Annotated in this window: 12 protein-coding genes; 10 read left to right on the forward strand and 2 right to left on the reverse strand. The window is 61.2% G+C overall.

All coding sequences use genetic code 11. From position 1 onward, the window contains the following. Positions 1 to 50 precede the first annotated feature (50 nt). Positions 51 to 773 carry a peroxide stress protein YaaA gene (gene yaaA / locus ABZS45_RS02780; protein WP_070711406.1) on the reverse strand — a complete coding sequence of 241 codons (723 nt, stop codon included), beginning with the start codon at positions 771 to 773 and terminating at the stop codon, positions 51 to 53. Positions 774 to 805: 32 nt separating this feature from the next. On the opposite strand from yaaA, the gene ABZS45_RS02785 reads away from it, so the two are divergent. Beyond that, positions 806 to 2,575, forward strand: a complete 1,770-nt coding sequence (locus tag ABZS45_RS02785) for a proline--tRNA ligase (RefSeq protein ID WP_070445637.1) — start codon at positions 806 to 808, stop codon at positions 2,573 to 2,575. Here ABZS45_RS02785 and ABZS45_RS02790 read toward each other — a convergent pair. Next, positions 2,572 to 3,411 carry a hypothetical protein gene (locus tag ABZS45_RS02790; RefSeq protein ID WP_070711404.1) on the reverse strand — a complete coding sequence of 280 codons (840 nt, stop codon included), beginning with the start codon at positions 3,409 to 3,411 and terminating at the stop codon, positions 2,572 to 2,574. The genes ABZS45_RS02785 and ABZS45_RS02790 overlap by 4 nt on opposite strands. 37 nt (positions 3,412 to 3,448) lie before the next feature. On the opposite strand from ABZS45_RS02790, the gene rimP reads away from it, so the two are divergent. The 9 genes from rimP (at position 3,449) to ABZS45_RS02835 (ending at position 12,687) form a co-directional block, all read left to right on the forward strand. Next, entirely contained in the window at positions 3,449 to 4,015 is a 567-nt protein-coding gene (gene rimP, locus ABZS45_RS02795) for a ribosome maturation factor RimP (protein WP_070711403.1), read from the forward strand. A 3-nt stretch (positions 4,016 to 4,018) separates the two neighbouring features. After that, positions 4,019 to 5,035: a transcription termination factor NusA gene (gene nusA, locus ABZS45_RS02800; RefSeq protein ID WP_412100567.1), complete on the forward strand. Its 1,017-nt coding sequence runs from the start codon at positions 4,019 to 4,021 to the stop codon at positions 5,033 to 5,035. 120 nt (positions 5,036 to 5,155) lie between these two features. Beyond that, on the forward strand, positions 5,156 to 5,491 hold the full coding sequence (locus tag ABZS45_RS02805; protein WP_083276446.1) for a YlxR family protein: 336 nt from the start codon (positions 5,156 to 5,158) through the stop codon (positions 5,489 to 5,491). Positions 5,492 to 5,600: 109 nt separating this feature from the next. Further along, on the forward strand, positions 5,601 to 8,318 hold the full coding sequence (infB, locus tag ABZS45_RS02810) for a translation initiation factor IF-2 (protein WP_284761904.1): 2,718 nt from the start codon (positions 5,601 to 5,603) through the stop codon (positions 8,316 to 8,318). 130 nt (positions 8,319 to 8,448) lie between these two features. Next, positions 8,449 to 8,892, forward strand: a complete 444-nt coding sequence (gene rbfA / locus ABZS45_RS02815) for a 30S ribosome-binding factor RbfA (RefSeq protein WP_070445656.1) — start codon at positions 8,449 to 8,451, stop codon at positions 8,890 to 8,892. Further along, positions 8,893 to 9,855, forward strand: coding sequence for a DHH family phosphoesterase (locus ABZS45_RS02820; protein ID WP_070445659.1), 963 nt, complete (start codon positions 8,893 to 8,895; stop codon positions 9,853 to 9,855). Continuing rightward, positions 9,856 to 11,154, forward strand: a complete 1,299-nt coding sequence (locus ABZS45_RS02825) for an MATE family efflux transporter (RefSeq protein WP_311520708.1) — start codon at positions 9,856 to 9,858, stop codon at positions 11,152 to 11,154. Between the two features lie 44 nt (positions 11,155 to 11,198). After that, positions 11,199 to 12,020, forward strand: coding sequence for a metallophosphoesterase family protein (locus ABZS45_RS02830; protein WP_070643879.1), 822 nt, complete (start codon positions 11,199 to 11,201; stop codon positions 12,018 to 12,020). Next, the gene (locus ABZS45_RS02835) at positions 12,013 to 12,687 is read left to right on the forward strand and encodes a 4'-phosphopantetheinyl transferase family protein (protein WP_070643882.1); all 675 of its coding nucleotides are present in this window, start codon (positions 12,013 to 12,015) and stop codon (positions 12,685 to 12,687) included. Before ABZS45_RS02830 ends, ABZS45_RS02835 begins: the two co-directional genes overlap by 8 nt. The last annotated feature ends 3 nt before the right edge of the window (positions 12,688 to 12,690 follow it).

The following is a 12,690-nucleotide window of genomic DNA, read 5'->3' on the forward strand; positions in this document are numbered from 1 at the left end:
CAGATAAATAGATAAATCGGCGGGCGTAGATAAATTGATAAACAGATAAATCAGACCACGAGCACCAGCTCGGTGCCGCGCAGTTCGGTGCTCATGCCCGACTCTTGGGCTACGCGGGCGGCATCCTCGAGGGTGGAGACGCTCTCGCCCTTGAGAGCAAGTACGCGAGCGAGCTCCCCCTTGTAGTGCTTGTTGAAGTGAGAGACCACCTTGCGGGAGCCATCCTCTTGCACTGACTCCACGCGCACGGTGGCGGCGTCCTTGAGCTTGCCCAGCTGCTGATAGGTGCCCGAGCGCATGTCGATGAGGAACTCGCCAGCGTCGACAAGCGCGCGTAGCTCATCCGTGATCGCCGTACCCCACTGAGACTTCAGCGTCCGCCCGCCCAGTTTCGTACTACCGGAGAGCCGGTAGTGCGGGATGAGGTCATCGGCGCGCAGCAACCCGAAGAGCGCATCGCCCACGGCTAGGTACTTCCGTGCTTCTGGAGGGAGGGTGGGGGCGTCGAGGGCGTCGTAGAGCACGCCGGTGAAACGCTCCAGCGCGGGCATGGTGGGGGAGGAAGCCAACTCGCGGTTGGACTCGGCTTCCCCACGCAACTTCTCAGAGAGCTTGAGCACCTCCAGCGCTTCATCGACGTCGAGGGACGACAACTCTGCAGCGATTTCTCGGCGGATCGGGTTCAGCGCGGGAAAGGAAAGCTCGTCCCAGTTCAGGGCCGCGCCGCTGCCGCCGTGTGCTTTGGTCTCAGAAGGAGGGAGGATGATCAGCATGGCTACATGCTAGCGATGTAGACTGAGCAACCATGATTACACGTCTTTCTGAGCTTTTCCTCCGCACTCTTCGTGAGGATCCGGCTGATGCCGAAGTCCCCAGCCACAAGCTTCTCGTTCGCGCAGGTTATGTGCGCCGTGTCGCGCCGGGTGTGTACACCTGGCTGCCACTGGGGCTGCGTGCCATGCGCAAGATTGAAGACGTTATCCGTCAGGAGATGAACGCCATCGGCGGCCAGGAGATGCTCTTCCCGGCGCTGCTGCCGCGCGAGCCTTATGAGGAGTCGAACCGCTGGACGGAATACGGCGATAATCTGTTCCGTCTGAAGGACCGCAAGGGTGCGGACATGTTGCTGGGCCCGACCCACGAGGAGATGTTCACCACTGCGGTGAAGGATATGTACTCCTCGTACAAGGATTTCCCGGTCACGCTGTACCAGATCCAGACGAAGTACCGCGATGAGGAGCGCCCGCGTGCGGGCGTGCTGCGCGGCCGCGAGTTCACCATGAAGGATTCCTATTCCTTCGACATGACGGATGAGGGGCTCGATGAGTCCTATGCCCGCCACCGCAAGGCCTACCAGAACATCTTTGACCGCCTGGAGATCGATTACGCGATCTGCAAGGCCACTTCTGGTGCGATGGGCGGTTCGGCCTCTGAGGAATTCCTTGCCGTGTCTGAGGTAGGCGAAGATACCTTCGTGCGCGCCACCGAGGGCGATTACGCTGCCAACGTGGAGGCCGTGGTCACTCAGGCTCCGGAGGAAATCCCCTTCGACGGCCTGCCGGAGGCACAGGAGCATGAGACTCCGAAATCCGAGACCATTGAGTCTCTGGTGGAGTGGGCTAAGGGTGCCGGCATTACTGTCGACGGCCGCGAAGTCACCGCCGCGGACACCCTCAAGTGCATGATGATCAAGGTGGCCGCCCCCGCAGCCACGGAAGAAGAGAAGGAATGGGAGCTGGCCGCCGTTCTCATTCCGGGTGACCGCGAGTTGGATGAAAAGCGCCTCGAGGCCTCGCTGGAGCCGGCCGAGTTTGAGCTCGCCGGTGAGGGGGATTTCAAGAAGAACTCCTTCCTGGTCAAGGGGTATGTCGGGCCGCGTGTCCTGAATGCCCACGACGTGAAGATTTATGCTGACCCGCGCGTGGTTTCTGGTACCTCCTGGATTACCGGTGCGGATGCCCCGCAGCGCCACGTCATCGGACTGGTGGCCGGCCGTGACTTCACTGTGGATGAGTTCATCGAGGCCGCCGAGGTCAAGGAAGGGGACCCGGCACCGAATGGTCAGGGCACTCTGACTCTGGAGCGCGGCATTGAGCTTGGCCACATTTTCCAGCTGGGCCGCAAGTACACCGAGGCTTTCGACGTTCAGATTCTCGATGAGAACGGCAAGCGCGCCGTGCCGACCATGGGTTCCTACGGCATTGGTGTTACGCGCATGCTCGCCGTGCTGGCAGAGCAGCGCCACGATGAGAAGGGCCTCAACTGGCCGGTGGCCGTGGCCCCGTACCAGGTGCACGTGGCCGTAGCGAACAAGGACGCCGCTGCCCTGGAGGCAGGTCAGAAGCTGGTGGAGGATCTGGATCGCGCGGGCATCGAGGTGCTTTACGACGACCGCCCCAAAGTCTCCCCGGGCGTGAAGTTCAAGGATGCTGAGCTTTTGGGTATGCCGTTCATCGCCATCCTGGGCCGCGCTTTCGCTGATGGCATCATTGAGCTGCGCATCCGCGGCGGCGAGACTCGTGAAGTTCCCGCCGATCAGATCGTGGAGACCCTCACGGAACTCATCCGCGGCTAGGCAGCATGAAAGCGGTGCGATTGCGCCGCAACCGTGATAAGCCAGTGCTGCCACGGGGTTGCCGGTGCCGCCGTGATGGCCGCATTGGTCCACTTCAGCGTGTCGTTATGTGCGACCTCGTCGATGAATGCGCGCGCTGAGTCGGCGTCCTTTGGCAGGCTACCTGCCGGTGAATCGTATGCGGGCGCGGGCTGCGGCACGGGACCGAGCTTTTCCAGTTGCAGCTGAAGTTGCAGGATTCTGTCCTCGTGAATGCGCAGAAGCTCATCGACATGATCTTCTTGGTCGGGGGACACATAGGAGCGCGCGAAATCGAGGGCATAGACCTGCTGGTATTCCCATTTTAGGAGCTCGACTCCGAGTTCACGGTCCTGTTCTGTGAGTTCGGGAGCGTCTGCCAGCTCCTCGTTCTTCCACGCGTTAAGCGCAATGGCTTGTGTCAGAACAAGGGCGCGGGATTCTTCAGGAACGTTGCTGATGTTCTCTTCGGAGAATGAGGAGGCGGCGTCAAACACGGCGGAGACGTCCGCGGAATCCTGCGGGGCAACGTCACGGTCGACCGCACAGGAGCGTGGAGTCTCTCCTTCCTCATCGCGTCCGCATAGTCGCTCGATTTCTTCATAGAGCTGCTCAGCTTGCTCTGCGCGCAAGGCAGCGGCATCCGCATCAAGTTCTTCCAAGGCGAGAGCATCCGCACTGGCGGTGTGAGCAAGCGAGGTGAGGGAGGGGTCCGCGTGGGGGCCAAAATAATCCACGATCGCGTCGGTGGCTTGGCAGCCGCCCATCCAGGGGGCAGCGCACACAAGCAGGGTGGGGACAACTACTCGGCGGTTCACGCGATAGACCCTACCCGGGTGACCTAGTCTAGAGCGCATGGCATTCCCAACACCCGCGCAACTAACCGAAATTCTGCAGCCCGTCGCCGTCGCACGCGGCCTCGACATCGAAGACGTGAAGACCACGCGAGCTGGTAAGAAATCTCAGGTCATCATTCGCATCGATGGCGATGAGCGCCCGAGCTCCGATCTCATAGAAGAACTATCGCAGGAGATTTCCGAGCTTTTCGATGCCCAAGAGGAAGCGGGCACCCTCAACTTTGGCGCGGGCTACACCTTGGAGGTGTCGACGCCAGGTGTGGACTTCCCGCTGAGCGCCCCGCGCCATTGGCGCCGCAACCAAGGAAGGCTGGTCGGATATGCGCTTGTCGAGGAACCTGGAACCACTCGCGTCGCGCGCATCGGCGCCCTGTCTGAGGACGAAGAATCCGTGGCGCTTATCACGACGGTGAAGAAGGAGGTGCGTTACCAGATCGAACGATTGGAAAACTTGAGCCGTGCAGTGGTAGAAATTGAATTTGCTCAGCCTTCAGCCATGGAGCTGGAGGCGGCTATGCAGACGTTCGACTTCGCCGAGCAGAACTCGGCAACCCGAGAGGACTAACAAGTGAATATTGACCTAGAGGCACTCCGCACGATTCAGCGCGAGCGCGGCGTACCTGTGAAGGACCTGCTCGAAGCTATCGCGGGTGCCCTTTTGTATTCCTACCTGGACCACCGTGCAGAATCCGCTGAGAAAAAGGCGGAAGGTACGAAGTCGCGCGTAGACATCGACGCCGACAGCGGCGCCGTCACTGTCATTGTGACCGAAAGTGATCCGGAGACCGGAGAGGTCATCAGCGAATACGACGACACCCCGGACAACTTTGGGCGCATCGGCGCGCAGGCGGTCCGCGATGCCATTCTGCGCAAGTTGCGCGAGAACGAGGCTGAGCGAACCTATGATTCCTATTCTGAGCTGACCGGAACGGTAGTGTCGGGTGTCGTCCAGCGCGATATCCACGCCAACAAGCGCGGCGTCGTTGTGGTGCAGTTGGGCACCGAACACGATTCCCAGCATGCTTTCCTGTTGTCTGCTGAGCAGCTGCCAGGGGAGAAGCTCGAGCACGGTGACCGCGTCAAGGCCTATGTCGTGGGCGTGAACCGCAACGGCGCTAAGGTGCAGATCACGCTGTCGCGTACTCACCCCGAGCTGGTTCGCGGTCTCTTTGAGCTGGAGGTCCCGGAGGTTGCCGACGGTGCGGTCGAGATTATCGCCATTGCCCGCGAGGCTGGCCATCGCTCCAAGATCTCCGTTCGCGGCCACGCCAAGGGCCTCAACGCCAAGGGTGCGTGTATCGGCCCGAAGGGTTCTCGTGTCAGCAACGTGATGCGTGAACTCGGTGGTGAGAAGATTGACATCATCGACTTCAACGAAGACCCAGCTGTTTACGTGGGCAATGCTCTCGCCCCGTCGAAGGTCGTGCGCGTAGAAATCCTCGACGAGGAAGCGCAGGTGGCCAAGGTAACCGTGCCGGATTACCAGCTTTCGCTCGCTATCGGCAAGGAAGGCCAGAATGCACGCCTCGCAGCACGCCTGACCGGATGGAAGATTGATATTCACTCCGACGCCGCTCGGGACTAGCTTTCCGAGCAGCCTGCGGTGGAATTAAAGGTTTGGCCTATTTTCGCGTAGACTAGACAACGGCCCACATGCAGGAATGCTGTGGCGTAGCAGCAATAGCGATATGACCTAAGGAGTTGGATGTCTCGAGGACAGCGTCTCCGCACCTGTATCGCTACGCGTCAAAAGCATCCCGACACGGAACTGCTGAGGGTTGTCGCCGATAAGGGTGATCCCACAGGATGCCGTGTTGTTCCGGATCCCGGCCGACGCCTTCCCGGAAGGGGAGCGTGGATAAGGCCTGATCTGGAAGCAGTAGAGCTGGCGGAGCGGACCCGTGCCTTCAGGCGCGCGCTCCGATTGTCCACAGACGTGGACACAGGTCACGTACGTGAGTACCTCGCTGCCACGCAGCAGGTGCAGTCGGCGGGCAACAGCCCGTGCGACCCAGAGTTAAAAAGGAAGACCGAACACTGATGAGCGCACAACCATGAAGCAGCATCAGCGATGAAAGTCCATAGCCATTAACTAGGGGTCAGGCCGTATTCCGCGGCCTTGGCTCCTAGAAAGATTAAAGAGGAGACAAGTGCCCGGAAAGCTACGTGTACACGAGTTGGCAAAGCAGCTCGGCGTAACCAGCAAGGAACTACTCGCCACGCTGAAGGAACAAGGCGAGTTCGTCAAGACCGCATCCTCGACCATCGAACCCCCGGTGATCAAGAAGATGCGCGCTCACTACGAAGCTAAGGGTGGCGAGGACAAGGCAGCGGAGAAGAACGCGCCAGCAGCCACCCCAGCTTCTGCTGCCAAGAAACCGGCAGAAAAGAAGCCTGCCGCCGCGGCAAAGCCAGGCCCGAAGCCAAGCGCTGCCCCCAAGCCGGGTGCCGCCCCCAAGCCGGGTGCCGCCCCCAAGCCGGGCGGTGCACCGAAGCCGGGTGCCGCTCCGAAGCCGGGTGGCGCACCGAAGCCTGGAGCACAGCGCAAGAACACCGAGAAGGGTGGCGAGCGCGCTGTCACTCCGCGCAGCATGCCGAAGCCTGGCGGCACCCGCCGCGTGGCTAATAACCCGTTCTCCACGGGTAGCTCCAGCGATCGTCCGAGCCCCGGACCTCGCCCAGGCGGCACCAAGGGACAGCGCTCCGCTGGCAAGCCCGGTGATAACCGTGGCGGCAAGGGCGGCGCACGCCCGCAGGGCGATGGCAACCGTAGCGGTGGACGTCGTCCTTCGCCGGCAATGATGCCTTCGCACCCGAACCCGGCCAGCATGCCGTCGAAGGCCGCTGGTAGTGGCGGCGGTGGTCGTGGTCGCGGCGGCCGCGGTGGCGGCCCCGGCCGCGGTGGTCCTGGCCACGGTGGTTTCCGTGGACGCGGCGGTCGTCGCGGTGGCACCGCTGGTGCATTCGGCCGTCCGGGTGGTGCGCCGCGTCGCGGTAAGAAGTCGAAGCGTCAGAAGCGCCATGAGTTTGAAGAGCAGCAGAAGCATGAGGTAGGCGGCGTACGTCTGCCTGACGGCGGCGGTAAGGTCGTGCGCCTGCGTCGCGGTGCTTCCCTGGCTGACTTCGCTGAGAAGATTGGTGCAGATCCTGCAGCATTGGTGCAGGCGCTGTTCAACCTCGGTGAGATGGTGACTGCTACGGCTTCTGTCTCCGAAGACACCCTGCAGCTGCTGGGTTCGGAGATTAATTACGAGGTCCAGGTCGTCTCCCCAGAGGATGAGGACCGCGAACTGCTCGAGTCCTTCGACCTGCAGTTCGGCGAGGACGAGGGTGGCGAAGAGGCACTTGAGAAGCGCCCGCCAGTGGTTACTGTGATGGGTCACGTCGACCACGGTAAGACTCGCCTTCTGGACACCATTCGTAAGACCAACGAGGGTGCCGGCGAGGCCGGTGGCATTACCCAGGGCATCGGCGCTTACCAAACCACGGTGGACCTGGAGGATGGTCCTCGCACCATCACCTTCCTGGATACCCCGGGTCACGAGGCCTTCACCGCCATGCGTGCCCGCGGTGCTAAGTCCACCGACCTGGCCATCCTGGTCGTTGCCGCCGATGACGGCGTGATGCCGCAGACCATCGAGGCAATCAACCACGCGAAGGCAGCAGACATCCCTGTGGTTGTCGCAGTCAACAAGATTGATAAGCCGGAGGCTTCCCCGGACAAGATCCGTGGTCAGCTCACTGAATACGGACTGGTTCCGGAAGAGTACGGTGGCGACACGATGTTCGTGGATATCTCCGCGAAGAACAACATCAACATTGATGATCTGCTTGAAGCCGTCATTCTGACGGCGGACGCTGCCTTGGAGCTCACCGCTAACCCGGATATGGATGCACAGGGCTCTGCCATTGAGGCCCACCTCGACCGCGGCCGCGGTCCGGTGGCTACGGTCATCATCCAGCGCGGTACGCTGCGCATTGGTGATTCCATTGTGGTTGGTGATGCACACGGACGTGTGCGCCGCATGCTCGATGAATTCGGTCACGATGTGGAAGAGGCCGGCCCGTCCCGCCCGGTCCAGGTGCAGGGTCTCAATGGTGTGCCAGGCGCCGGCGACAACCTCCTAGTTGTTGAGGATGACCGCGTGGCACGCCAGATTGCTGCACAGCGCGATGCCCGCAAGCGTTCTGCTCTGCAGGCGAAGGCTCGCAAGCGCGTCTCCCTCGAGGACCTGGATGCAGTGCTCAAGGAAACCTCGACGCTCAACCTCATCCTCAAGGGCGACAACGCAGGTTCCGTGGAAGCCCTCGAAGATGCCCTGTTGGACATTGAGATCGACGACGAGGTACAGCTCAACATCATCGACCGTGGTGTGGGTGCGGTGACGCAGACCAACGTCTCCCTGGCTGCGGCGTCGGACGCCATCATCATCGCTTTCAACGTCCGCGCTGAGGGCAAGGCCACCGAGGAAGCCAACGCTGAGGGCGTCGATATCCGCTACTACACGGTGATCTACCGCGCCATCGAAGAGGTTGAGGCAGCTCTGAAGGGCATGCTCAAGCCCATCTACGAGGAGCGAGACACCGGTGCGGCAGAAATCCGCGCGCTGTTCAAGTCCTCCGCCGTTGGCACCATCGCCGGTTGTATGGTCACGGAGGGCAAGGTCAAGCGCAATGGCAAGGTGCGCCTGGTCCGCGACGGAAACGTCATTACCTCCGATGCCAAGATCGAGTCCCTGCGTCACGAGAAGGATGACGCAAACGAGATCAACGCCGGCTACGAGTGCGGTATGGTTCTGTCCTACCCGGATATTCAGGTAGGCGATATCATCCAGGCCTACGAAGAGGTCGAGGTCCCGCGCGACTAAGCGCAGGAAACCTCAGGTAGTGAAGCCCAGCCAGGAAAGATTCTGGCTGGGCTTTCCTCATTTCAGCCGAAAGGTGCAGAATCGGTATCCTAGACTAGTTGCCAGTAACCGTACGTAAAGGAGCTTCACTATGGTTGATCACGCACGCGCCGCACGCATGGCAAAGCGCATTCAGACAATCGTTGCCAGCGCAATTGAGCGCCAAATCAAGGATCGCCGCCTTGAGCTGGTGACAATCACGGATGCCCGGGTCACGGGTGATCTCCACGATGCCACCGTGTTCTACACGGTGCGTGGTACGGATATCGAGACCGAGCCAGATTATGATCAAGCGGCCGAAGCCCTCACCAGGGCCAAGGGGCAATTGCGCAAGATTGTGGGTGATGAGCTCTCCGTTCGCTTTACACCGACGCTGTCTTTTGAGCTTGATACCGTCCCCGAGGCTTCCGCGCACATGGAGGAACTGCTCGCCCGCGCCCGTGCACGCGATGCGGAGTTAGCGAAGCTGAAGGAAGGTGCACAGCCCGCAGGCGACGCGAACCCGTACAAGACCTCGGATGGGGAAGAGGACTAAGTGTCGCGAACCAATTACGAAGCCGCAGTGGATGCGCTGGTGCAAGCCAGCAGCATTTGCATCATCACGCACTTGCGCCCAGACGCCGACGCGGTCGGCTCGGCAGCCGCCCTTACCCTGGCGCTCCGCCAGCGCGGGAAACAAACCCGCACCGTGATTGGCCAACGCCGTGACATTTCAGCCAACCTGTTTTCCATCCCCACGGTGGATGAGATTGAGTTGGTGGATGAGCTTCCACAAGGATATGACCTCTATGTCACTGTGGACTGCGGCTCGATAGATCGGACGGGTTCGGTGGCCCGGGAGATCGAAGACATGGCCGCCGTGGGCCGCGTCCTGTGCATCGACCACCACGCCTCCAACGATGGTTTTGGAGCCATCAATGTGGTGGATCCGGTATGTGAGTCCACCACGGTGGTGCTGCTGGACATTCTGGACAGGCTGTCCATCCAGATCGATCGCGTCATCGCGCATTGCCTGTACGCGGGCCTAGTCACCGATACCGGTAACTTCCGGTGGGGGCGCCCAGCCATGCATGATATCGCTGCGCGCCTGATGCTCTATGGTCTCGACACCAAGCAGATTGCGCTGGAACTCATGGATTCCAGCACCGCCGATGATCTGCAGATGATTGGACGCGTGCTCTCAGGCCTCAGGATTGAGGAAGCAGGGGAGCACCGTCTCGCTGTTCTCTTCGTCCCGCATGAGGAGGTCAGCTCCCACGCCGATTCCGCGATTGAATCTTTCGTCGATTATGTCCGGGCCTTGAAAGGCACTGACATCGGAGTGGTCTTCAAGGAACAGGCTCCCGAAATGTGGGCGGTGTCCTTGCGCTCCTCCGCCGTCAACTGCGCGGAAGTGGCCCTCACCTTCGGTGGCGGCGGGCATATTCCAGCCGCCGGCTATACCGCGCACGGAAGGCCCGAAGAGGTTATCGCACAGCTGGTAGGTGCGTTGTCCTAGATGGCTTCCGAGCAACCAGTGAAGGTTTCTGCCGCTGAGGTCTTTCGCCTCGCCGTCCCCGCTCTGGGCGTTCTGGCGGCCATGCCGCTGTATTTATTGCTGGATACTGCGGTCGTAGGCCGTTTAGGGGCGGAGGATCTGGCCTCGCTTGGCGCAGCGGCCACACTCCATTCGGTGGTTACCACCCAATTAACCTTCCTGTCTTATGGCACGACCGCGCGTGCGTCACGGCTGTTCGGCGCGGGGAAGCGCGAGGAGGCCGTCGCCGAGGGCGTCCAGGCAACGTGGGTTGCCGTGGGTGTTGGAATGGTGCTCGCCGTCATCATGTGGCTCTTTGCCGGCGTCTTTGCCACCTGGTTGACAGGTAACCCGGATACTGCGCGAGGGACTGCACAGTGGTTGCGGATTGCCGCCGTCGCTATTCCTTTTACCCTCATCAACATGGCCGGCAACGGCTGGATGCGCGGTGTTCACAACACCCGCAAGCCCCTTTACTTCACCCTTGCAGGTATGGTTCCCGGCGCCATCGCGGTGCCTATTTTCGTGCACTTCTGGGGTCTACCGGGCTCCGCTCTGGCCACGGTGCTGGGCATGGGGATCATCGCGGCGTTCTTCGTGGCGGAGCTGCGCCGCGAGCATACCGGCTCGTGGGAGATTCGCTGGAGCGTGGTTCGTCGGCAGCTCGTGCTGGGGCGTGACCTCATCGTGCGTTCGCTGAGCTTCCAAGTGGCGTTTCTGTCAGCGGCGGCCGTGGCCTCACGTATCGGCACTGCGCAGCTCGCTGCGCATCAAATCATGATGCAGATGTGGAACTTCCTATCCCTCGTTCTGGATTCCCTCGCGATCGCTGCCCAAGCCTTGACCGGCGCGGCATTGGGAGCGGGATCAGCGCGCTATGCCCGCACGGTAGGAACCAAGGTGACGCTCTACTCGACGTCCTTCTCCCTCGCACTGGCAGCGGTATTGGGCCTTGGCTCCGCCTTTATCCCACGGATATTCACCACGAGTCCGGAGGTCCTAGAGGTCATCTCCGGCCCCTGGTGGGTTATGACTTTCCTCGTCATTATCGGCGGCGTTGTCTTCGCTTTGGACGGCGTCCTTCTGGGTGCTGGGGACGCAGCCTTTCTCCGCACGCTGACCCTCGCGTCAGTGCTTCTCGGCTTCCTGCCCGGGGTCTGGTTGGCCTTTGTTTTCGGCACCGGCCTGACCGGGGTGTGGGGCGGTATTGCCGCATTCATCCTCATCCGCATGGTGGGCGTGGTTTGGCGCTTTTACTCCATGCGGTGGGCACGGGTCTAAGCCTGTGGTACAAGTAGAAGGACTGTTCGTGCGAAGGAGGCGCTATGACCACTCTGTGGGCCGTCTCTGATCTCCATGCAGCGGTACGCGTGAACGGGGACCGCATTGATGAACTTGTCCCGCCGAATCCCAACGATTGGTTGATTGTTGCGGGAGACGTCGCCGAACGCATTGATCTGGTGATTAACACCCTGGCGCGCCTAAAGAACCGCTACGCTACGGTCATTTGGGCACCTGGCAACCATGAGCTTTTTTCTCGGTCACAGGACGTTTACCAGGGACGCTCGAAATACGATCGCCTCGTTGAAGGCTGCCGGGAAATCGGCGTGATTACCCCAGAGGATCCGTTTCCGGTATTCGGAGGCGTCACCGTGGTCCCGCTGTTTACGCTCTACGATTACAGCTTCCGTCCACCAGGCACCACGGTGGAACAAGCGCTTGCGAGTGCTAAGGAGAAGCAGATCGTCATGACCGATGAATTTGCCATCGCCCCCTTCGTCGATGTGCGCGCGTGGTGCTGGGACCGCCTGGCTTATTCGATCAAGCGGCTGTCACGGGTCGAGGGCGAAACGGTTCTTATCAACCACTGGCCGCTGGTACAGGAGCCGACTCTCTACTTGCGTTGGCCCGAAGTGGCCTTGTGGTGCGGCACCCGCCACACGCGCTCCTGGCCGCGGCGCTATAACGCTAAGGCTGTGATCTATGGTCACCTCCACATGCCTAATCGCGCCAACATCGATGGGGTAGACCACATCGAGGTGTCCCTGGGCTATCCGCGTGAGTGGCAGGCGCACGGTGGTCTTCAGCCGTGGCCGTACCCAGTGCTTACCATCGACGAGAAGACAGGGAGGGCCGAGCATGCTTGAACCTTCTCTCTTCCCGGAATCAGCTCGTTTTTGCTATGTGCGCACGGATGAGTCGATGACCAATCTTCTCAATTATCATCATCTCTCCCCGGAAGAGCGCTCCGTGGTCTCCCAAGCCGTGGACGTGCGCAAATCCGAGTTCGGGGATGCGCGCTGGTGCGCCCACCAGGCCTTGAAGGAGCTCAACTACATGGGAGACGAGCCGATTCTGCGCGGCGAGCGCGGCATGCCGCTGTGGCCGGAGGGCTATACCGGATCGATGACGCACACCGAAGGTTTGCGCGCAGCCGTGGCAGCTCCTGCCACGCACGTGCGCTCCATGGGGCTCGACGCCGAACCAGCGGAGCCCCTGCCGGAACACGTGCTGACGATGATCGCGCGGCCGGGGGAGATGCCGCAGTTGGCTCAGTTGCAAGCGGCGGGTATTTCCTGTCCGGACCGCCTGTTGTTCTGCGCCAAGGAGGCAACCTACAAGACATGGTTCCCCATGACTCGGCGCTGGCTGGATTTTGACCAAGCCGAAATCGATTTACGCCTCGATGGCACTCTGGTGTCCTACCTCTTGGCGCGGCCGACCCCAGTGCCTTTCATCACTGGGCACTGGATCATCCGAGATGGCTATGTCATCGTCGCCACCGCTGTCCCTGCGCTCAACTTTGACCGCTAAATC

This window comes from Corynebacterium aurimucosum (assembly GCF_046895345.1).
In the GTDB taxonomy this organism is placed as follows: domain Bacteria; phylum Actinomycetota; class Actinomycetes; order Mycobacteriales; family Mycobacteriaceae; genus Corynebacterium; species Corynebacterium aurimucosum_G.